This is a genomic window from Ruegeria sp. G7, assembly GCF_056535465.1.
In genome coordinates this window covers 1,718,775-1,739,233 of record NZ_JBQFIL010000001.1, presented here as the reverse complement: position 1 = coordinate 1,739,233, position 20,459 = coordinate 1,718,775, and the positions used below count along the sequence as shown (strand labels likewise).

Annotated in this window: 24 protein-coding genes and 1 pseudogene; 9 read left to right on the top strand and 16 right to left on the bottom strand. The window is 61.4% G+C overall.

Annotation, left to right across the window (positions count from 1 at the left end; all coding sequences use genetic code 11):
- Positions 1–10 precede the first annotated feature (10 nt).
- Together def (ACR3EN_RS08780) and def (ACR3EN_RS08775) are read right to left on the bottom strand one after the other, a co-directional pair.
- On the bottom strand, positions 11–505 hold the full coding sequence (def, locus tag ACR3EN_RS08780; protein ID WP_480824687.1) for a peptide deformylase: 495 nt from the start codon (positions 503–505) through the stop codon (positions 11–13).
- Positions 502–1,020, bottom strand: coding sequence for a peptide deformylase (gene def, locus ACR3EN_RS08775; RefSeq protein WP_480824689.1), 519 nt, complete (start codon positions 1,018–1,020; stop codon positions 502–504). Before def (ACR3EN_RS08775) ends, def (ACR3EN_RS08780) begins: the two co-directional genes overlap by 4 nt.
- A gap of 94 nt (positions 1,021–1,114) precedes the next feature.
- Between def (ACR3EN_RS08775) and ACR3EN_RS08770 the strand changes: the two genes are divergently transcribed.
- Together ACR3EN_RS08770 and ACR3EN_RS08765 are read left to right on the top strand one after the other, a co-directional pair.
- Positions 1,115–2,287 (top strand): MalY/PatB family protein, encoded by a 1,173-nt coding sequence (locus tag ACR3EN_RS08770; RefSeq protein WP_480824691.1) that lies wholly within the window; start codon positions 1,115–1,117, stop codon positions 2,285–2,287.
- 22 nt (positions 2,288–2,309) lie between these two features.
- Positions 2,310–3,008, top strand: a complete 699-nt coding sequence (locus tag ACR3EN_RS08765; RefSeq protein ID WP_480824693.1) for a fumarylacetoacetate hydrolase family protein — start codon at positions 2,310–2,312, stop codon at positions 3,006–3,008.
- Positions 3,009–3,092: 84 nt separating this feature from the next.
- Here ACR3EN_RS08765 and ACR3EN_RS08760 read toward each other — a convergent pair whose 3' ends face one another.
- Positions 3,093–3,446: a hypothetical protein gene (locus ACR3EN_RS08760; protein ID WP_480824695.1), complete on the bottom strand. Its 354-nt coding sequence runs from the start codon at positions 3,444–3,446 to the stop codon at positions 3,093–3,095.
- Between the two features lie 213 nt (positions 3,447–3,659).
- On the opposite strand from ACR3EN_RS08760, the gene ACR3EN_RS08755 reads away from it, so the two are divergent.
- Complete coding sequence (locus tag ACR3EN_RS08755; RefSeq protein WP_480824697.1) at positions 3,660–4,649, top strand: glutathione S-transferase family protein; 990 nt, start codon at positions 3,660–3,662, stop codon at positions 4,647–4,649.
- Here ACR3EN_RS08755 and ACR3EN_RS08750 read toward each other — a convergent pair.
- Complete coding sequence (locus ACR3EN_RS08750; RefSeq protein ID WP_480534714.1) at positions 4,631–4,993, bottom strand: response regulator transcription factor; 363 nt, start codon at positions 4,991–4,993, stop codon at positions 4,631–4,633. The two genes, ACR3EN_RS08755 and ACR3EN_RS08750, sit on opposite strands and share 19 nt — an antisense overlap.
- A gap of 182 nt (positions 4,994–5,175) precedes the next feature.
- On the opposite strand from ACR3EN_RS08750, the gene ACR3EN_RS08745 reads away from it, so the two are divergent.
- Genes ACR3EN_RS08745 through ACR3EN_RS08735 form a run of 3 tightly spaced genes read left to right on the top strand, consistent with a single transcriptional unit; the run spans position 5,176 to position 8,232 of the window.
- On the top strand, positions 5,176–6,141 hold the full coding sequence (locus ACR3EN_RS08745; protein ID WP_480824699.1) for a threonine-phosphate decarboxylase: 966 nt from the start codon (positions 5,176–5,178) through the stop codon (positions 6,139–6,141).
- The gene (cbiB, locus tag ACR3EN_RS08740; RefSeq protein ID WP_480824701.1) at positions 6,138–7,058 is read left to right on the top strand and encodes an adenosylcobinamide-phosphate synthase CbiB; all 921 of its coding nucleotides are present in this window, start codon (positions 6,138–6,140) and stop codon (positions 7,056–7,058) included. The genes ACR3EN_RS08745 and cbiB overlap by 4 nt, the downstream gene beginning before the upstream one ends.
- Before the next feature lie 10 nt (positions 7,059–7,068).
- Positions 7,069–8,232, top strand: coding sequence for a lytic murein transglycosylase (locus tag ACR3EN_RS08735; protein ID WP_480870979.1), 1,164 nt, complete (start codon positions 7,069–7,071; stop codon positions 8,230–8,232).
- A 14-nt stretch (positions 8,233–8,246) separates the two neighbouring features.
- Here the strand turns inward: ACR3EN_RS08735 and ACR3EN_RS08730 are convergent, their stop codons facing one another.
- The 5 genes from ACR3EN_RS08730 to ACR3EN_RS08710 all read right to left on the bottom strand — a co-directional run bounded on the left by ACR3EN_RS08730 (position 8,247) and on the right by ACR3EN_RS08710 (position 14,443).
- Positions 8,247–8,585 carry an acyl-CoA thioesterase gene (locus tag ACR3EN_RS08730; RefSeq protein WP_480870988.1) on the bottom strand — a complete coding sequence of 113 codons (339 nt, stop codon included), beginning with the start codon at positions 8,583–8,585 and terminating at the stop codon, positions 8,247–8,249.
- Between the two features lie 221 nt (positions 8,586–8,806).
- Positions 8,807–9,157 carry a hypothetical protein gene (locus ACR3EN_RS08725; protein ID WP_480824707.1) on the bottom strand — a complete coding sequence of 117 codons (351 nt, stop codon included), beginning with the start codon at positions 9,155–9,157 and terminating at the stop codon, positions 8,807–8,809.
- 54 nt (positions 9,158–9,211) lie between these two features.
- Complete coding sequence (locus tag ACR3EN_RS08720; protein WP_480824709.1) at positions 9,212–12,667, bottom strand: chromosome segregation SMC family protein; 3,456 nt, start codon at positions 12,665–12,667, stop codon at positions 9,212–9,214.
- Between the two features lie 142 nt (positions 12,668–12,809).
- The gene (locus ACR3EN_RS08715; protein ID WP_480824711.1) at positions 12,810–13,205 is read right to left on the bottom strand and encodes a hypothetical protein; all 396 of its coding nucleotides are present in this window, start codon (positions 13,203–13,205) and stop codon (positions 12,810–12,812) included.
- Positions 13,206–13,249: 44 nt separating this feature from the next.
- The gene (locus ACR3EN_RS08710) at positions 13,250–14,443 is read right to left on the bottom strand and encodes an aminotransferase-like domain-containing protein (protein ID WP_480824713.1); all 1,194 of its coding nucleotides are present in this window, start codon (positions 14,441–14,443) and stop codon (positions 13,250–13,252) included.
- 145 nt (positions 14,444–14,588) lie between these two features.
- On the opposite strand from ACR3EN_RS08710, the gene ACR3EN_RS08705 reads away from it, so the two are divergent.
- A complete protein-coding gene (locus tag ACR3EN_RS08705) occupies positions 14,589–15,359 on the top strand; it encodes a FadR/GntR family transcriptional regulator (RefSeq protein WP_480824715.1) in 771 nt (256 codons plus the stop codon).
- Positions 15,359–15,835 (top strand): metal-dependent hydrolase, encoded by a 477-nt coding sequence (locus tag ACR3EN_RS08700; RefSeq protein WP_480824717.1) that lies wholly within the window; start codon positions 15,359–15,361, stop codon positions 15,833–15,835. Before ACR3EN_RS08705 ends, ACR3EN_RS08700 begins: the two co-directional genes overlap by 1 nt.
- Before the next feature lie 58 nt (positions 15,836–15,893).
- Here ACR3EN_RS08700 and ACR3EN_RS08695 read toward each other — a convergent pair whose 3' ends face one another.
- The 6 genes and pseudogenes from ACR3EN_RS08695 to ACR3EN_RS08670 form a co-directional block, all read right to left on the bottom strand.
- Complete coding sequence (locus ACR3EN_RS08695) at positions 15,894–16,454, bottom strand: F0F1 ATP synthase subunit B (protein WP_480824719.1); 561 nt, start codon at positions 16,452–16,454, stop codon at positions 15,894–15,896.
- Between the two features lie 5 nt (positions 16,455–16,459).
- Positions 16,460–17,011, bottom strand: a complete 552-nt coding sequence (locus ACR3EN_RS08690; RefSeq protein WP_480824721.1) for a F0F1 ATP synthase subunit B' — start codon at positions 17,009–17,011, stop codon at positions 16,460–16,462.
- Between the two features lie 86 nt (positions 17,012–17,097).
- On the bottom strand, positions 17,098–17,322 hold the full coding sequence (locus ACR3EN_RS08685) for a F0F1 ATP synthase subunit C (protein WP_005981269.1): 225 nt from the start codon (positions 17,320–17,322) through the stop codon (positions 17,098–17,100).
- 48 nt (positions 17,323–17,370) lie between these two features.
- A complete protein-coding gene (locus ACR3EN_RS08680; RefSeq protein WP_170587982.1) occupies positions 17,371–18,129 on the bottom strand; it encodes a F0F1 ATP synthase subunit A in 759 nt (252 codons plus the stop codon).
- Positions 18,130–18,131: 2 nt separating this feature from the next.
- Entirely contained in the window at positions 18,132–18,464 is a 333-nt protein-coding gene (locus ACR3EN_RS08675) for an AtpZ/AtpI family protein (protein ID WP_170673619.1), read from the bottom strand.
- A gap of 184 nt (positions 18,465–18,648) precedes the next feature.
- Positions 18,649–19,559, bottom strand: a pseudogene (locus ACR3EN_RS08670) (DMT family transporter).
- Positions 19,560–19,641: 82 nt separating this feature from the next.
- Here ACR3EN_RS08670 and ACR3EN_RS08665 point away from each other — a divergent pair.
- A complete protein-coding gene (locus tag ACR3EN_RS08665) occupies positions 19,642–19,974 on the top strand; it encodes a metalloregulator ArsR/SmtB family transcription factor (protein WP_170715622.1) in 333 nt (110 codons plus the stop codon).
- On the opposite strand, the gene ACR3EN_RS08660 is transcribed toward ACR3EN_RS08665, so the two are convergent.
- Positions 19,971–20,384 carry a universal stress protein gene (locus tag ACR3EN_RS08660; RefSeq protein WP_480824725.1) on the bottom strand — a complete coding sequence of 138 codons (414 nt, stop codon included), beginning with the start codon at positions 20,382–20,384 and terminating at the stop codon, positions 19,971–19,973. The two genes, ACR3EN_RS08665 and ACR3EN_RS08660, sit on opposite strands and share 4 nt — an antisense overlap.
- Positions 20,385–20,459 lie beyond the last annotated feature (75 nt).

Below are 20,459 nucleotides of genomic sequence, written 5' to 3'. Positions count from 1 at the left end.
GGATGGGGTTTCACCCCATCTTCTTTGCCTTGCGCAGCAGCATGTCGCGTTTGACCTTGCTGAGCCGGTCGAAATACATGCGCCCGTTTAGATGGTCGATCTGGTGCTGCACGCTTGTGGCCTCGATGCCAACGAAATCGCGGCGGTCGATCTGGCCCTGTTCGTTGAGGAATTTCACCGTCACCGCGCGCGGGCGTTTCACCTTGGCCGAGACGCCGGGCAGGTTCGGGCTGGCCTCGTCATGTTCGCGCAGCTCGCCCGAGCTGTGCAGGATTTCGGGATTGGCCAGACGTACTGCCCTGCCCCGCTGGGTGGAGCCATCGACCACGGCCAGCCGCAGCATCACCCCGATCTGGGGCGCAGCAAGGCCGACGCCGGGCATCGCCTCCATCGTGTCGATCATGTCGTTCCAGATGGCGCGGATCTCATCGGTGATCTCGGGGACGTCCTCAGCCTTGGTGCGCAGGCGCTTGTCGGGCCATGGCAGGCAGGTCCGCACGGTCATGTGCGGGCCTTTTCGCGCTTGAGCTTCTGCATCTTGCGCGTGATCATCTGGCGTTTGAGCGGCTTGAGATAGTCGATGAACAGCTTGCCGTTCAGATGGTCGATCTCGTGCTGCACGCAGGTGGCCCAGAGATCGTCAAAGGTTTCCTGCTGCAGATTGCCGTCGCGGTCCATCCACGACACGTCCACCGTTTTGGGGCGGGTGACCTCGGCATATTGCTCGGGGATCGACAGGCAGCCTTCCTCGTAGACATTGGTCTCGTCCGAGGACGCGATGACCTCGGGGTTGAACATCACCAGCGGGCGCGGGGCCTCGCCTTCTTCCTTGACGCAATCCACCACGATCAGCCGATCCAGCACTCCGATCTGCGGCGCCGCAAGGCCAATGCCAGGCGCGTCATACATCGTCTCCAGCATGTCGTCGGCCAGTTTGCGCAGGTCGTCGGTGATGTCGGCCACCGGCGCGCAGACCTTTTTCAGGCGGGGATCGGGATGGATCAGGATATTGCGTTTCATGAGGCTGATTTAGGCCATCGCGCCCGCCACCGCAACGGCCCCCTTGCACATGGCGGATTTGAGGTTAGCTTTCGCCTCGACAGATGGAGATGACATGACTTTCAACGACCTGATCGACCGCCGGGGCACACAGTCTTCGAAATGGGACAAGATGGAGCACCTGTACGGCGTCTCGCCCGAGGATGGGCTGGCGATGTGGACCGCCGATTCCGACTATGCCACAGCGCCTTGCGTGATCGAAGCGGTGCGCAAAGCGGCGGATCACGGCGCGTTTGGCTATTCTTGGATGCATCCGGACTATCTGAACGCGATCCAGTGGTGGATGAAGACCCGTCACAATTGGGAGATCGACACCGATTGGATTCTGACGTCGCAAGGGTTGGGCAACGCAATTGCCCTGTGTCTGGATGTCTGGAGCGAACCCGGCGACGGCGTGGTGATCTTCCCCCCTGTTTATCACGAGTTTGCGCACAAGGTGAACAAATCCGGTCGGCGCGTGGTGGAATGCCCGCTGGTGCGGGACGGCAACAGCTATGCACTTGATCTGGACGATGCGCAGTCGCGGTTGGACGGGTCCGAAAAGCTGCTGCTGTGGTGTTCGCCGCAGAACCCCTCGGGCCGGGTCTGGACGCCGGACGAATTGCGGGCGGTGGCGGCGTTTGCCGAACGCAACGGGTTGATCCTGGTCTCGGATGAGATTCACCATGATTTGGTCTATCCCGGCCATACCTTCGTGCCGATGGATGTGGCCGCACCGGACGCGCGGGCGTGGACCGTGACGCTGACGGCGGCCTCGAAGACGTTCAACATTGCGGGCCAGCGCACCGGCAACATGATCATACCCGACGCCAAGCTGCGGGCCGAGATGAAGCACCGGTTGCAGACACTGGATTATGACCCCAGCGCGCTGGGGGTGGCGATGATCACCGCCGCCTATTCGCCCGAGGGGGCGGCATGGGTCGACGCGCAGATCGCGCATCTGGCCGAGAACTGTCGGGTGTTCGACGCCGCCATCGCCGAGATTCCGGGCCTGTGGTCGATGCCGCTGCAGGCGACCTATCTGGCTTGGGTCGATTTCTCGGGCACGGGTATGAGCCACGACGAATTCGTAAAACGCCTGCGCAACGACGCACGGATCGCAACCTCCCCGGGCCCCGGTTTCGGCACCGGCGGCGAGACGTTTGAGCGGTTCAATCTGGCCACGCAACGCGCACGGGTGGAAGAAGCCTGCACGCGGCTGAAGGCAGCCTTCGGCGATTTGCAATAAGACTTACAGACGGACGCGCACTATGCCCGAGACCCTATTTACGCTGCCGGACATCCCAAGCATCCCGGTGCAGGGGGAACAGGCGACCTATCCGATCGGGCGGATTTTCTGCGTGGGCCGCAATTATGCCGCCCATGCCGCCGAGATGGGGCATGAGGTGGATCGCCAGACGCCGTTCTATTTCACCAAATCCGCGCCTAACGCGGTTTTGACGGGCGCATCCGTGCCGTATCCGGCGGGCACCGAGAATTATCACCATGAAATGGAACTGGCCGTCGCCATCGGCACGCCGGTTTTTCAGGCTACGGCGGCGCAGGCCCATGCCGCGATCTTTGGCTATGGGTGCGCGCTGGACATGACGCGCCGCGACCTGCAGATCCGCGAGCGCAACAAACAGCGCCCCTGGGATCTGGGTAAGGATGTGGAAAACGGCGCAGTTTTCGCTCCGCTGACCCGAACCGATCACTGGAGCCCATCGGATGACAAGCGCATCCACCTAAGCGTCAATGGGCATGTGACACAGGATGCCACTCTGTCCGAGCTGGTCTGGAAGATCGACGAATTGATCTGCCACCTGTCGGGTTTCTATCACCTGCGCCCCGGCGATCTGATCCTGACCGGAACGCCCGCCGGTGTCGGACCCGTTGTCGCCGGAGATCGCATCGAAGGCGGCATCGATGGGCTGACCCCGGTACATCTGACTCTGACGGAGCCCAACTAATCGGTCCCGCCGCAAACCGGGAAGCTTTGGGCTCCAATGCTCCGAGAACGCCCACAGTCTGGCGAGGGGTTAAAGATTGAAGGTTCAGTCGCGGTTTTCAAGCAAAGCAATCGGCGCATCCGGTGCGCGGTAGAAATCCAGCGGAGCCTGATCAGCGGCCACGGTGCTGCGCTTGAATTCATAGCGCATTTCACCCAGCGCTTCCTCATCCGCGATGATCAGGCATTGATACATGTGATTGGCCCCGTCATAGATATCGACTAGCCCGCGCAAACGCGGTGTCGTTTCGGCCTCGACGGTGAAACCGTCCTTCCACAATGTCAGAATTTTGAAGGTATTGTCGCCCATTTCCACCCGCAAACGGCTGGATTTCTTAAGGGTCGCGATTCGGGCCGCATCCAGTTCGGCACGAATTTCCCTTGAAACATAGGTACTCATAATCAATTTCCCCCGCTAACTCAGTCTATTTTGGACCAGCATGTGTAAAAATCCAGTGAACTACGTCACTTGAATCTTCGGATTTGTGTTCTGTTGCACAGCAGTGCCGTCTGGGTCTGTGCACGGATGCAGGCCAGATGCGCGCGCGATGAAATAGGAACATGGGCGCGGGCGGCCTATCTTTGCCTCAATCGCAAAGCGAAAGGACAAACGATGGGCCTACTTGTCGACGGCGTATGGCATGACACCTGGTATGACACCAAATCCACAGGCGGGGCGTTCAAACGCTCGGCTGCGCAGTTTCGCAATTGGATTACCGCCGATGGCGCGCCCGGCCCCTCGGGGCGTGGCGGGTTCGATGCGGAATCGGGTCGCTATCATCTTTACGTCTCTCATGCCTGCCCCTGGGCGCACCGCACCCTGATCTTTCGCGAACTGAAGGGGCTGAGCGATCACATCTCTGTCTCGGTGGTGCATCCCGATATGCTGGACAAGGGCTGGACCTTTGAGACTGACAGTCAGGGCGCGACGGGCGATCGGCTGTTCGGGCATGACTTTGCCCATCAAATCTATACGCGCGCCGATCCCAACTACTCGGGCCGGGTCACCGTGCCGATTCTTTGGGACAAGGTTGAGAAGACCATCGTCTCGAACGAAAGCTCCGAAATCATCCGGATGTTCAATTCGGCCTTCAACGAAATCACCGGCAATCATGACGACTACTGGCCCGAGGGCATGCGCGACCAGATCGAAGAGGTCAACGCGCGCATTTATTCGGACGTGAACAACGGGGTCTACAAATCCGGCTTTGCCACCACGCAAGAGGCCTATGACACCGCCGTCGGCCCACTGTTCGACACGCTGGACTGGCTGGAAGACCGGCTGGGCCGCAACCGTTACCTGATGGGCGACCGCATCACCGAAGCCGACTGGCGGCTGTTCACCACCCTGATCCGGTTCGATCCGGTCTATCACCTGCATTTCAAGTGCAACCGGCGGCGGCTGGTCGATTACCCAAACCTATGGGCCTACACCCGTGAGCTGTATCAATGGCCCGGCGTGGCCGATACGGTCAATATGAACCACATCGTGCGCCACTATCATTATAGCCACGAGAGCATAAACCCGCACCGGATCATCCCGGTGAACCCGGTGCTGGATTATTCAGAACCTCATGGGCGGGATCAGCGCCCGGCGGCGTAATGTTCCACCATGGCCGCCAGATCCTCGGGCGGGGTCGAGCTTTGGACATAAGCGCAGGCATTGGCGCTGTGGGCAAAGATTGACCCGTCCGAGAAGAAGGTGGTGTTGGTGACAAAAATAACCCGCGCGTCGGGCCGACGGTAGCTGGCGAAATCCGCCACCGCCAGCGCGCTGCCGGTTTCCAGAACCAGATCCAGCACGATGATCTCAAAATCGGTGCCATACAGCGCAAGGATCGCCGCCTCTTGCGTCTCAACCAATGTGACCTCGGCCCCCTGCCTTTGCAGATGCCGCTGCCAGACCCGACCGAGGTCGGGGTTACTCTCAACAATCAGTACTTTCATTTGCAACAACCTCGGCACGTGATATGGGTGAGTAGGTGCCGACCCCTGTGGTCCGTGATCACGCGATTTCCTTAACAAAGTGTTAACGATGCCTGCACAGGCCCGTGATTCGGCGGATTCGCTTGTGCGAACGGCAAAAATCCGCTTGAAGCAGCGCAAGACGGCGATTCCGGCAGGGGCAGATGTTTGGACAGGATGACAGGTTGAACCCGCGGGGCACGCGCGATCATGGCGGCGGGCTCGACGGAGCTATGGCGCGCTATGGCGGTGCGCGCGGCGATTGGATCGACCTGTCCACCGGGATCAATCCCCACCCCTACCCGGTATCCGGGCTGCAGCCCCCGGACTGGATGGAACTGCCCGATCATGGCGCGTTCCAACGCCTGTCGGACGCGGCGCGCGGCTTCTGGAATGTGCCGGACGGGGCAGAGATTCTACCCGCACCCGGCGCGTCTGCCGTCATCGCGCGCATCCCTGCGCTGGCTCAGACGGGGTGTGTTGAGATCACGCCACCAACCTACAATGAACACGCGGCAGCCTTTGCGGCGCAGGACTGGAAGGTGCAGGACACTGGCCCAGCCGACGCACGCGTGATTGTGCACCCTAACAACCCCGATGGCCGCCTCTGGCAACAGGCGGATGCCAATGCCGCACTCACTGTTATCGATGAAAGCTTCTGCGATGTCGCGCCCGAGGCGTCATTGGTGCGGCTGGCCGAACGGCCCGGCGTGATCGTGCTGAAAAGCTTTGGTAAATTCTGGGGGTTGGCCGGCCTCCGGTTGGGGTTTGCGATTGGTCACCCGGACTTGATCGCACGCCTGAACGATCTGACGGGCCCGTGGGCAGTCTCCGGTCCTGCCTTGCGGATAGGTGCTCGGGCATTGCTCGATGTGGAATGGGCCGAGGTAACCCGTGTACGGCTGGCGGACGAGGCCGCGCGGCTGGATCAGCTCATTACCGCCAAAAGTGCAGGTTTGCTGGGCGGCACCAGCCTGTTTCGTCTCTATGAGGTCGACGACGCCGCAGCTTGGCAAGATCGACTGGCAAAGGCACATATCTGGAGCCGTATATTCCCCTATTCCAACACCTATCTGCGCCTTGGTCTACCTCCGACAGCAGGCTGGGCTCGACTTGAGGCTGCGCTGTGAGCACAGCTTTCATCCTGATCTGCGCGCTTTGTTTAGACGCCGCACTGGGTGAGCCAGATTGGCTTTGGTCGCGCCTGCGTCACCCGGCTGTGATGATTGGCACCGCCATCGGCTGGCTGGACATGCAGCTGAATCACGGAAACTCGCGACGGATCAAGGGGGTCATCGTTGTTCTGCTGCTTGTTATGGGCGCGTATCTTTTGGGCCGGGGTCTGGCGCTGTTTGGACCTATTGCAGAAGTCGTGATCTGCGCGATCCTACTGGCGCAAAAATCACTTGTCGAGCATGTGCGCGCTGTAGGCGACGGCCTGCGCAGCACGCTGGCCGAGGGGCGGGCGCAGGTTGCCATGATCGTCTCACGCGACACACGCGACATGACCGAGGCACAAGTCGCCCGGTCCGCCATCGAAAGCGCCGCCGAGAACCTCAGCGACGGGGTGATCGCCCCTGCCTTCTGGATTCTGATCGGGGGGCTGCCCGGCCTTTTGATCTACAAGGCCGTCAACACCGCAGACAGCATGATCGGCTACCGCAATGACAAATACGCGGCCTTCGGCTGGGCGGCCGCACGGCTGGATGATCTGCTGAACCTGATCCCGGCGCGGCTGACATTCCTGCTGATCGTGGCCCTGTCCGGCCAATGGTCTCGCTGGGCTGAGATGGTGAGGGATGCCCGCCGTCACGTCTCACCGAACGCAGGCTGGCCCGAGGCCGCCATGGCGCGGGCGCTGAACGTCGCGCTGGCCGGACCGCGCAGTTACGACGGGCAGATGCGGGATCTGGCCTGGGTCAACGGCGATGCCCCGCGCGAAATCGGTGCGGAGGAGATTTTCCGCGCATGTGACATGCTGTGGCGCGTCTGGGGGCTTGCGCTTGGGCTGATCTCGGTGTGGGTTGGGGTCAGCCTGATCTTTTGAAGGACGCCGGATGCGCTTTCTCTCTGCCCTCGTGGCCACCGCCCTGTTCGCCTCGCCCGCCTTTGCCCAATGCGGCGACGGGTTCAATGCCTTCGTGAAGGGCCTGAAATCCGAGGCGGCCGAGCGTGGTTATGACGCCGCAACCGTCAACGCCTTCTTCCAAGGCGTCCAGCAGGACAATGCGGTGCTGAAAGCCGACCGGGCGCAGGGGGTATTTCAGAAACCGTTCATCGAGTTCTCACGCCGCCTGATCTCGCAAAACCGGATCGACCGGGGCAAGACGATGGCGCAGAAATACGACGCCGTGTTTGACCGGATCGAGGCGGAATATGGCGTCTCGCGTGGGGTGTTGCTGGCATTCTGGGCGTTCGAGACGGACTATGGCGCGTTTCAGGGTGATTTCAACACCCGCAACGCGCTGGTGACGCTGGCCCATGACTGCCGCCGCCCCGAACTGTTCCGGCCGCAGATCTTCGCCGCCATCGAGCTGTACGATCAAGGCGATTTCGACCCCGCCCGCACCACCGGCGCTTGGGCCGGTGAGATCGGCATGGTGCAGATGCTGCCGCAGGACATTCTGGACAATGGCGTCGACGGGGATGGGGATGGTCAGGTCTCGTTGAAAACCTCGGCCCCTGATGCGCTCATGTCGGGGGGCAAGATGCTGTCGCATCTGGGCTGGCAGCCGGGCCAGCCATGGCTGCAAGAGGTGACGGTGCCCGGCACTATGGACTGGTCCCTGTCCGGTCCGGGCAAGCCGCGCGCCGTGTCTGAATGGCAGGCCATGGGGGTAAAGGCACGCAGCGGGTCATTGACCAACCTGCCCGCCTCGCTGATCCTGCCGCAGGGGCACAAAGGGCCTGCGTTTCTGGCCTATCCGAATTTCGACGTCTATTTCGAATGGAACCAGAGCTTTGTCTATGTCCTGACCGCCGCCTATTTCGGGACGCGGCTGGAGGGTGGTCAGATCTATGACGCAGGCAACCCGGCTCCGGGGCTTTCTGGCGCGCAGATGAAGCAACTGCAGAGCAAGCTGCAGGCGCGCGGGCATGACGTCGGCAAGATCGATGGCATTCTGGGCGCAGGTACGCGGGCTGCGGTTCAGGCCGAGCAAGTGCGGCTGGGGTTGCCAGCGGATGCTTGGCCAACGCCTGAGCTGCTGAAGCGCCTTTAGCAGCGCAGACATTTCTAAACGTCTTCAAAGACCGGGCGCGGAGCGCCATCGTCGGCCAACGCCACAAACACAAAATCCGCGTCAGTCACTTTTCGCCCGTTATGAGATTGTCTGGGTCGCGCCCAGACATCCACATGAACACGGATGGATGTGCGCCCCACTTTCATCAGCGAGGCATACAAAGTCACCTCATCCCCGACCTTGACCGGATGCAGGAACTGCATCGCCTCAACCGAAACTGTTGCTGTACGTCCCTGAGCAACCCGCGCCGCCATATTACCTGCGGCAAGGTCCATTTGTGACATCAGCCATCCGCCAAAGATGTCGCCGGCCGGATTGGTGTCAGCCGGCATCGCAATGGTGCGGATGACAATCACCCCATCCTCTTGCTGACGGCCGTGAGATCCCAGTTGTCTTCCGCGCAAAAGCGCGTTGTCGATGTCTTGTGTCACTGGATAAGTCCTTTGATGGCGCGTTCACGGCATCAGTCTGACGAGTCCACGCGCGGAACGAAAGCAAAACCCTGTTTGCTTTGATCGTATTTCACCAAGCGGGTCGGGACCAAGGGGAATGGTCACTTCGGGCGCACCGGATATCGGTCGCCCTTCTCATCAATCAGGATCAATCGCTCTCCACTGCGCACATAGAGATCGCATCGTCCAAAGCCGTTGCGATAAGCGATACAGACGCTGCCGTCCTCGGCGATCGAATAGGTGCCAAAGGCGGATTCTCCGCTGGCGTAGGTGTAGGAATACGCGCCCCCGGCCGAGAATCTGGATTGTCCATCGTCATAAAACGTCAGTGTTTGGCCTGCCAGCGCCTCCAACTCGTGCTGGCTAAGCGGGACGTCATCAGGTTTTGTCGCCCATTCAGCGGCCATGACGGGTGATGCGGCGATACTCAGGATCAGGAATGCAAATCTCATGGCAGCAGCTTAACCTGAGACCGCGACTGAGGGGCGTAACGATCCGGTGAGGGCTCAGGCCACCATCTGCTCGGCCTTCTTAAGATCGACCGAGACCAGCTGGCTGACGCCCTGTTCCTGCATGGTCACACCGAACAGCCGGTCCATCCGCGCCATCGTCACCGCGTGGTGGGTGATGATCAAGAACCGGGTGTCGGTCTGGCGGCACATCTCGTCCAGCAGATCACAGAAGCGGGTGACGTTGGCATCATCCAGCGGGGCGTCGACCTCGTCCAGCACACAGATCGGGGCCGGGTTGGCGAGGAAGACGCCAAAGATCAGCGCGGTGGCGGTCAGGGTCTGTTCCCCGCCCGACAACAGGCTGAGGGTCGAGAGTTTCTTGCCCGGAGGCTGGCACATGATTTCCAGACCTGCATCCAGCGGATCGTCGCTTTCGACCATGACCAGATTGGCTTCGCCACCGCCAAAGAGGTGCTTGAACAGCATGGCGAAGTTCGAGTTCACCTGCTCAAACGCCGTCAGCAGGCGCTCACGCCCCTCGCGGTTGAGGCTGGCGATGCCGCTGCGCAGGGCCTTGATCGCCTCTTCCAGATCGGCCTTTTCGCCGTTCAGCGTGTCGAATTCTTCCTGAACCTCTTTGCTGTCTTCCTCCGCGCGCAGGTTCACGGCCCCCATCGCATCGCGCTGGCGCTTGTGGCGATTCACTTCGGCCTCAAGCGCATCGGCGGCGGGCATCTGATCGGGGTTCACGTCCAACTGGTTCAGCAACTGGTTGGGCGTCAGTTGCTGATCCTCGGCGATGCGTTCTGCCGCCGCCATCACGCTTTCCTTGGCCGCGTCACAGCGCGCCTCAGCCGCCGCGCGGGTTTCGCGCGCTTCCGAGGCCTGACGTTCCGCTTCGCGTTCGGCCAGCACCACCTCGCGCTGCGCGGTCTCGGCCTCGGCCAGCTTGTCGGCGGCCTCGGCGCGGCGGGCCTCAGCTGTTTCGATCAGTTCATTCAGTTCCTCGCGCGCCTCGGCAATCTCGCCGGGGGCGGCCATGGCCTCTTGCAATTCCTCTTCAGAACTTTCCTTGCGCTCGGCCAGTTCCGCAATGCGTTTCTCGGCGGTTTCAAGACGATGCTTCCAGCCGCTGAGGTCTTTCGTGACCTCTTGCGAACGGCGCGTCCGGGCCTCGCCCTCACGCCGCAACTCGTCATGGGTCGAACGGTGGGTCAGCATGGTGATCCGCGCGGCCTCGACCGTCTGCTTGATGTCTTCGACCTGCGCGCGGGCGCTGTCAAGATCGCCCAGACCGGTCAGCGCGCCCTCGGCCTCGCGCAGCTGGGCGCGGGCAGACATGGCGTCTTCTTTGTGGCGGTCGACGGCCAGCGTCAGAGTCTCCAACTTGCCTTGCGCCAGATTGCGGTCCGCCTCGGCCCGACTCAGCTGGCGCGCGGTGTCGGCCATGCGCTGATCGGCGGCGCGGCGGGCCTCGCGGGCGCGGCGGTCGGCTTCGGTCACGTCGGCCAGTTGCTGCGACAGCGCCTCATGCGCGGCGCGGGCCCCGTCGGCCTGCGCCTCGGTGCGGGTGAGTTCCTGTTTCAGCGTTTCCAGCTTGTTGAGCTGCTCCAGCCGCAGGGCGGCGGCGCTTGGGGCGTCCTCGGCCCAGGCGCGGAACCCGTCCCAGCGCCACAGGTCGCCCGAGCGCGAGACCAGACGTTGACCCGGCTTCAGCGAGGCTTGCAGGCGTGCGCCCTGATCTGCGTCGACCAGACCAATCTGCGCAATGCGGCGGCTGAGGCGGTCGGGGCCGGAGATGTGCAGGGCCAGCGGTTCGGCCCCATCGGGCAGCGGTTGATCGGCGTCATAGCCTGCAACCTGCACCCAACCGGATGGCCCGTCGCCTTCAACCAGAGGCGCGCGCAAGTCATCGGCCAAAGCCGCCCCCAGCGCCTTTTCATAGCCCGGTGCCACCCGCAGCAGGTCCAGCACCTGTCCGCCTTCGGCGGTGTCGCGTTCGACCAGTTTGGCCAGCGCGGTGGTTTCGGCCCGGATCGCGCCCAACTCACCTTCGGCCTCTGACCGCTTGGCACGGGCCTCGGCCTCACGCGCCTGCGTGTCGTTGCGCAGCTCATCGGCGGCGGCGAGCGCTTCTTCGGCGGCCTCGGCCGCTTCGCGGGCTTCCTCTTCGCCCTCTTGCGCAGCCTCGAACGCCTCATTGGCGCGGATCAGGGCGGTTTTGGCGTCATCCACGGCGGCGCGGGCTTTTTCTTCTTCGCCCTCGGACCGGGCCAGTGTCTTGCGGCTGTCTTCAACCAGTCGCTGCGCCGATTGGTGACGGGCGACCAGGCGGGCCATGTCTTCGGTCTGCTGCGAGAGGTGATCTTCGCGATCCTGCAGAACCGACGCGGCCTCGCGGGCGATCTCGGCAGCCTCAGCGACCTTTTCGTCATAACCTTCGGCGGCTTTGGCAAGCTCGCGGGCCTCCCACTCCAGCCGTTCAATCATCTCTCCCGCATCCCGGTTCAGGCCGGATTCGCGTTCGATATCGTTGCCAAGCTGCTGGATGCGGTTGGTCAGGGTTTCAATGGTCTGGCGGGCGCGGGTTTCCTGATCGCTCAGCTGATCGCGCTGCACCATCTGGCGCTGCAGAACGGCGGCGGCGATGGCCTCTTCCTCGCGCAGGGGCGGCAGGGTTTCTTCGATCTGGGCGCGTTTGGCAGCGGCTTCGCGGGCTTCGGCCTCAGCACGCGAGGCCTCGGTAATGCGATCGCGCAGCTTTTCTTCTGCCGCTTGACGGGCCATGTCAGCCTCTTTCCAGCGGCGATAGAGCAGCATCCCTTCGGCCTGACGCAACTGCTCACCAATCTCGCGATAGCGCGCGGCCTGACGGGCTTGACGGGCGAGTTGCGCCAGTTGGCCGCCCAACTGTTCCAGCACGTCATCAACACGAGTCAGGTTGGCCTCGGTGCCTTTCAGCTTCAACTCGGCCTCATGGCGGCGCTGATAGAGGCCGGAAATCCCAGCCGCCTCTTCCAGAATGCGACGGCGGGCACGGGGCTTGGCGTTGATCAGCTCAGCAATGCGGTTCTGCCCCACCAGCGCGGGCGAATGTGCCCCGGTCGAGGCATCGGCGAACAGCATCTGCACATCGCGGGCGCGAACGTCCTTGCCGTTGGTCTTATAGGCGCTGCCCACGTCGCGGGTGATGCGGCGCACGATCTCAAGCTGGTCACTGTCATTGAAACCCGAGGGCGCGAGGCGTTCCGAGTTGTCCATGGTCAGGACCACCTCGGCAAAGTTGCGGGCGGGCCGCGTTGCGGCACCGGCAAAGATCACATCCTCCATCGCACCGCCGCGCATGGATTTGGGGCGGTTTTCGCCCATCACCCAGCGCAGAGCCTCAAGCAGGTTGGACTTGCCGCAGCCATTGGGACCAACAACACCGGTTAGCCCGTCCGCGATAATCAGATCGGTCGGGTCGACAAAGCTTTTGAAGCCGGTCAGTTTGAGTTTGCTGAAACGCAAATGGCTGCTCTTGGTATGATTCCTCTGACTATTAAGTGTGCGCAACCGAGGGGCGAGGTGTCAACGTGATTGCGCAGGATATGGGTCATTCGCCCGAGTTATCCACAACATCTTGGCGAAACTACGCGCAGGTCCGCGTATCTCAGTAGGGTGTGCATTCAAAGACCTGATAGCCGTATCCACCCGAATAACCATAGTTGACGCATTCGTAGGATCGCATCAGGAGCGCACCAAAAATAAGCTTTTCGCCCAGTTCGCCGTCGCAAGCCAGCACCCCCACGGTCACCGCTGCATCGCCCAGAACATCCAGCAGCGGACAGCCCGAAACCTGCGCCATGGCCAGCGCGGCGCGGTCGCGGATCGGACCCAGACGCGGGGCGTATTGGGGGTTTATGCGCACCGCCTCGGCCAGCGCGTCCCTAACGCGGACGTCAAAGACGCTGCCGTTGACCTCGACTCGCGTCGCGGGCAGACCCCGAAAATGAGGCGAGCCGCCCGAACAGGCGGCAAGGAGCAGGAAGGCAAATAGACGGATCATGCCGCCTTTCTAGCGGCACTATGGTTAACGAAACCTTTCCCGGATCAGCCGCGCAGCACCTCTCCCAGACGACGGATGCCTTCGCGGATCGTGGCCTCGTCCGAGTTGGAAAAGCTCAATCGGATGGTGTTGGCCCCGGTGTCGTCGGGGTAGAACGCCTGACCGGGGACAAAGGCCAGTTTGACCGTCTCTAACGCCCGGGCCAGCAACTCGGCCCCGTTCATACCCTTGGGCAGGGTGACCCAGACGAACATGCCGCCCTCAGGTCGGGTCCAGTCGACACCGTCAGGCATGTGGTCCTGAAGTGCCTTGAGCATCGCATCACGGCGCGCGGAATAGGTCTGGCGCAGCATGGGAACGTGGGTGTCGAACCGGTCCCGCGCCACCTGGTGCACCGCCATCTGGTTGATAGTCGAGGAATGCAGATCAGCCGCCTGTTTCAGCAGCACCAGTTGCGAGATCACCGGTTTCGCCGCAACCACCCAACCCAGCCGCAAACCCGGCGACAGGGTTTTCGAGAAACTGCCGCAATAGATCGTCCGGCAGTTCTCGATCGACCCCTTGCGCGCAATTTCCAGTGCGAGGATCGGAGGGATCGGGTCGCCGTCATAGCGCAACGCCTGATAGGCCCCGTCCTCAATCACCGCGCAGTCCAGATCGTCGGCCAGATCCAACAGGGCTTCCCTGCCCCGCTGATCAACGGTCTCGCCGGTCGGGTTCGAGAAATCGGCAGAGAGATAGGCAAACTTGATCGGGCTGCCCCCGGCGGCGGCCCGGTATTCGGCGGCGCCGCGATTGCCGTTGATACTAAGCTGATCGAAGCGCGGTTCATAGGCGTCAAAGGCGTTCAGCGCGCCCAGATAGGTGGGCCAGCCGACCAGCGCAGTATCGCCCGGCGACAGGAACAGCTTACCCAAGTAATCCAGCGCCTGCTGCGAACCGGAAGTGATCAGGATGTTATTGCTGTCACAGTCCACTCCGATCCCGCGCATATGATCAGCCAGCCAGTCGCGCAGCGGCGCATAGCCTTCGCTGACCGAATATTGCAATGCCTGCGCCTGAAAATCGGGACCCAGTGCGCTTTGGAAAGCCTCGGCAAAGGCGTCTGCTGGAAACAGCGCCGGATCAGGGATACCGCCCGCGAAGGAAATGATACCGGGCTGGCCCAGCAGTTTCAGCAGTTCGCGGATTTCGGATGCTTTCATACGGGACGTGCGGGTGGCGTAGAGCTGATCCATCGGAACGGGGCCTCCTCTGCCCCTTGCATGGCAGCCTAGGCATCGCCACTTATATGTCAATAATTATGACCTAATATATGTGTTCGCCTTGAACGTCATCCGCTGACGTGGTCATGTGAGTTGACCAATTCAGACTGTTGACCCCATGCCGTTTCAAAAAGTCCAGACCGAGAAACTGTCCCTCGCCGTTGTGCGCCAGATCGAACTGCTGATCCTGCGCGGCATCCTGCGCCCCGGCGAACGCCTGCCGTCCGAACGCGAGTTGGCCGAACGCATGGGTGTGTCGCGCCCGTCGCTGCGCGAGGCAATCTCAGACCTGCAGGATCAGGGCTTGCTGACCGCCAAGGCCGGATCAGGCATCTATGTGGCCGAGGTTCTGGGCTCGGCCTTCTCGCCCGCACTAACGCGGTTGTTCGGCAATCATGACGAGGCGGTGTTCGACTATCTCTCGTTCCGGCGTGATATGGAGGGGCTGGCCGCCGAGCGGGCCGCACGGATGGGGTCGGGCAGCGATCTGAAGGTTGTGCAGGCCATTCTGGACAAGATGGAGGCCGCCCACGATCGAAACGCCGCCGAGGAAGAGGCGCATCTGGACGCCCAGTTCCACATGGCGATCATCGAGGCCAGCCATAACGTGGTGATGCTGCATATGATGCGGTCGATGTTTGATTTGCTGCGGCAGGGCGTGTTCTACAACCGGCAGATCATGTTCCAGCAACGCACTACCCGCGACGCCATTCTGGACCAGCACCGCGCCATTAACGCCGCCCTGCAGGACCGCGACCCCAAGGGCGCGCGGCGCGCGGTCGAGGATCACCTGAACTTTGTCAAAAGTTGCATGGCCGATCAGCAGAAGGCCCTGCGCAATGAAGAGATCGCGCAGCAGCGGCTAAAGCATGAGACGGGTGAGGTCTGATGTTCATCGGCCACCTGCCGGGCGCTTATCTGGTCTTTCGGGCTGCCGCGCCAAATCTCGGCAAGCTCGCCCTTGCTGCGGCGATGGTGGGAGCCGTCGCCCCCGATGTGGATATTCTCTGGTTCTATTTTGTCGATGATCGGGGACATCATCACCATTCCTACTTGACCCACCGCCCGATCATCTGGGCGGGGTTTCTGCTTGCCGGGATGATGATACGTGTCTGGGCCTTAAGAGCTGGTACCTTCCTGACCTTCTTTGGCGCGGGCGGGCTGGTTCATATGGTGCTGGATTCGATCACCGGAGAGGTTGCGTGGCTTTGGCCGTTCTCGGACGCGACGCACCCGCTGGTGGTGGTGCAGGCGACCCATTCTCATTGGATATTGTCCTTTCTCAACCATTGGACCTTCAAGGTTGAGATTGTGGTTACTGTGATAGCGCTGCTTGTCTGGTTTCTCAGTTGGCGCAGGGCCTGAGGAACGAAAAACCCGAGCGCGCGGCGCTCGGGTTTCTCAATTCATATGATCCAGCGGATCAGTGCAGCTTTTCACCAACATCCGCGATGGCGGCGTCGATCAGCTTGTTCGCCTGCGTGGCGGTCATCTGCTTGGCCAGCACAGCGTTGGCTGCCGAAACAGCAACCGTGATGGCCTGATCACGGACTTCTTTCACTGCAGATGCCTCAGCCGATGCGATCTGATCCTGCGCAGCCGCCAGACGGCGTGCGATGGATTTCTCCAGATCGACCTTGGCTTGCTCTGCTGCCAGAACCGCGTCTTCCTTGGCTGCAGCAACGATGGCGTCGGCCTGACCCTGAACTTCGCGCTGCTTGCGCTCGTACGAGGCCAGCAGGCTGCGGGCTTCTTCGTGTAGCGCGCGGGCTTCGTCCAGTTCGGACTGAATGCCAGCGGCACGATTGTCCAGAGCGCCGCCGATCATGCCGGGGACCTTGAAGTAGAACAGGACCGCGATGAAGACGATGAAGCCCAGCAGGACCACAAAGTCGGTGTTGGCGAGCGAGAAGAACGGGCCTTTGGCTGCAAATGCAGGGCTGGCTGCGCCGAAGGTCAGGATAAGGGCAAGAGTGTTCCGCATGTCACTTATCCTTTCATCTGCGCGTCAACGGCACCGTCGATGGCTTTGGCATCCGCCTCGCCGCCCAGTGCTGTGACCAGTTCAGCCGCCGTATCCTTGGCAACCACTTGAATGCTTTCCAGCGCACCGGCACGGATTTCGGCAATTGCCTTCTCCGATTCAGCCGCCTTTGCAGCGATTTCCGCATCCGCCTTGGCAATCGCGTCATCCAGACCAGACTGGATTTCGGCGCGCGCCTCAGCAGCGATACGCTGCGCTTCGGCACGGGCATCGGCCAGCGCCTTGTTATAGGCCTCTTCGGCCTCGACAGCCTTGGCCTTCAGATCTTCGGCCGCAGCCAGGTCATTTGTAATGGTCCCCTGACGTTCAGCCAGGATTGCCGCGATGCGCGGCAGAGCCACGCGAGACAGGACCAGAAAGATGACGACCAGCGTAATGACCAGCCAGAAAATCTGGTTGGGGAACCAATCGAAGCAGAGCTGCGGCATACCGATCGCCGACCCATGAGAGTCAACGCAGGTGCCAGCTACCTCTTCTGTAAGGGGTTCAGTCGCCATGATGTCCTCCGTCGGAAACTTGTCTTTACAACAGGTGGGCCGCTATGGCTTGGGCCCACCTGCGCGTAAGGATCAGGTTCCGCAGATTATACGGCGAACATCAGCAGCAGCGAGACCAGGAATGCGAAGATGCCCAGCGCTTCTGCGAATGCGATACCGATGAAGAGGGTTGCGGTCTGCGAAGCAGCCGCCGAAGGGTTGCGCAGGGCGCCGGCCAGGAAGTTGCCTGCAACGTTGCCCACCCCGATTGCGGCTGCGCCGGAACCGATTGCTGCCAGGCCTGCGCCGATATGTGCGAGATCGCCTTCCATGATGTGTCTCCTTACGAATTGGAAGTTTCGATGTTGGGTGTTCGGACCTTAGTGCGACGGATGCAGCGCATCTTTCAGATATACGCAGGTCAGAATGGTGAATACGTAGGCCTGGATGAAGGACACGAGGACCTCAAGGCCGTACATTGCTGTGATCGCCAGAACCGACACGGGCGAGATCACGGCAATCGCGGCAAAGCCTGCGAACACCTTGATCACGGCGTGGCCTGCCATGACGTTACCAGCAAGACGAATGGAGTGGCTGACGGGGCGTACGAAGTACGAGATCAGCTCGATAATCGCCAGAACCGGACGCAGCGCCAGCGGTGCGCTGGAAACCCAGAACAGGCCCAGAAACGCGGCACCGTTCTTAACGAAACCCAGAACGGTCACGGTCAGGAACACGGCCAGCGCCAGCGGGATGGTCACGGCGAAATGCGATGTGGTGGTGAAGGATGTGGGGATCATGCCCAGGAAGTTCGCGCAGACGATGAACATGAACAGGGTCATGACATAGGGGAAGTACTTGACGCCTTCCTTGCCGCAGATGTCTTCCAGCATCTTGTAGATGAAGCCATAGGCCAGTTCGGCCACCGACTGCATCCGGGTCGGAACAATCGCGCGCTTCGAAGTGCTGAGAACCAGCAGACCGAATATCGCGGCAATCGCCAGGAACATCCACAGGGTCACGTTGGTGGGCGTGTACCAGGCAATTGCGCCGTCGCCAAAGAGCGGCTTGACGATGAACTGGTCCATCGGGTGGAATACCAGGCTGCTGCCTTCTGCTGCGGTGGTCTCGGTCGCCACGTTCAGTCCCTCTCGTCCTTCTCGGCCGCGCTTGCAGCCGCTTGTTTCTCTTGAACCTCTTTCGCGCTGCGGAGCATAACCTTCACGCCCGCGACAAGGCCCAGCAATGTGAACAGCACCAGAAAGATCGGGATCGTCCCGAGCAGGCTGTCCAGCCCGTATCCGATGCCAAATCCGATCCCAAGACCGGATACCATTTCGATGACCATCCTCCAGGCAAGCTCGCCCCCGGACACGTCAGCATCTGCGCGGGGCTTTGGCGCTTTGGCCTTTTTCGCCGCTTCGATCTTGGCCTCAAGCTGCGCCATACGCTGCTTTTGGTCATCATCGGTCACGGGCGGGTCCCTCGTACAGTCTTGGGTAGGGTGCTAAGGGGCGATGGGCGCAGAGTCAACGCCGTTGCGCGACCGAATTGACGCAGGTTAAATATTTGATTTAAAATAATTAAATCCCTTGGGCGGCATCAGTCAGCGGCACGGGCAAAGGCCAAGATCAGGTAATCCGCCCCAAAAGCCATATTCAACCTTTTGGTTGATCTTTGGCTTCCCTGCCTTGGCGCAACCGCCGAACGATGCGCCCATCGATCAGCAAAAGACCGAGAAGGATCGCTGCCATACCAAACAAATGCTCGGGACGCAGGGCCTCTTGCAACACCCATGTTCCCAGCACCAACGCCGAGACCGGGGCGATCAGGGTAACAGTTGAAATGTTCGTTGGGCCCACCTTGGGCAGCAGCCAATAAAACACGATGAACGCCGCCGAGGTCAGGACAAATCCGATCATCAGCAGAGACGCCCAGGTCTCAATCCGGGTGACATGGGGCACCCCCTCTTGCCACAGGGCAAGCGGCGTGATCGCCAGCGTCGCTCCGGTCAGGGCCAAGGCCACCAGAACCACGGGCTGCATATCCCGGAACGCGCGCGCGAAGTTGACTGAGAAGGCGTAGCAGACCGGAGCCAGCAGGATCAACAGAATGGCCCAGAACTGGGAACCGGCCCCCGAATGCAGAACCGGCAACGACAGCACCACAATGCCCGCGAACCCGCAGACCACGCCCAGAGACTTCAAGAAGGTTGCCCGCTCACCCCCGGCCAGAAATGCGAGACGATGACGGCGAAAGCAGGTGTCGTTGCATTCACGATACCCGCTACACCGGCACCGATATGCTGCTGGCCCAGCGCGTAAAGCGCGAACGGCGCGGCATAGCTGAGCGCGCCAAACGCCAGCAAAGCAATCGCGCGGTTGACTGACAGGCCTACATTTAGGCTGGCACCGAGTACATAGATCCAGCAGCCCAGTGCTCCAAGCGCCACACGCCCCATCGAAACCGAAAGCGGCCCGAGTTCACGCAACAGAATGGCGTTGAACATGAAAGACATGCCCCAGCCGATGCCGAGGATGCAGATGACCAGCCAGTATTTCAGTGTCATTGCCGCCCCCGTACACGTTCCGGCGCAGCATGGCGTGGGCTGGGAAATTGTCAAACGGCTTCCGGCGCTTTAGGAACGTGCCATGTCCAACGACCTCGACACCGTTTTCGCGGCCCTTGCCGACCCCACCCGCCGCGCCATCCTTGCGATGCTGCTGGAGGATGACATGGCGGTCACGGATGTGGCCGAGCCGTTCGAGATGTCGCTGGCCGCCATCTCGAAACATCTGGTCATTCTGACCCGCGCCGGGCTGATCTCACAGGAAAAGCGAGGGCGGGTGAAGTGGTGCAAGCTGGAACCCGACGCACTGCGGGCAGCGTCCGTATGGATGCAGGGATTCGGGCAGTTCGAGCCGGTCAATCTGGACGCGTTTGAACGATTTCTTGAGGTCGAACTGCCCTCGGACGAGGCCTAGCGCACGACGAAGACCGACATGCTGGCATGTTTGGCCAGATAGCCCGCATGGCTTGAGAACAGATAGTCCGTGATCCGCGGTGCATGGGTGCCGACGACGATCAGGTCAGCCCCGATATCTTCGGCGGCGCGGGTCAGATCGCCATCGACCTCAACCGCCACATCGACCGAGTGAATGTTGCGCGTGGCAACCTCAGCGCCGCTTTGCTCGGCAATCTGGCCAGCGCAGGCGGCCAGCTTTTCGTCGATGGACCCTTGCGGCAGCGTGACATCACCAGGCTGGGTGCCTGTCACACTGACCAGTGTCACCTTCGCGCCCTGCCATTTGGCCAGTTGCGTCGCGACCTCGACCGCTTTCTTGATTTCTGGCGGCATATGCAGGTCCAGCGGGATCATAATATGAGTAAACATTACATCTTCCTCCTCGCCTGAAAGCATAGAGAAAAGCGCATGTATCCACATTGATGTGGCTCAAAACGGCGAGGG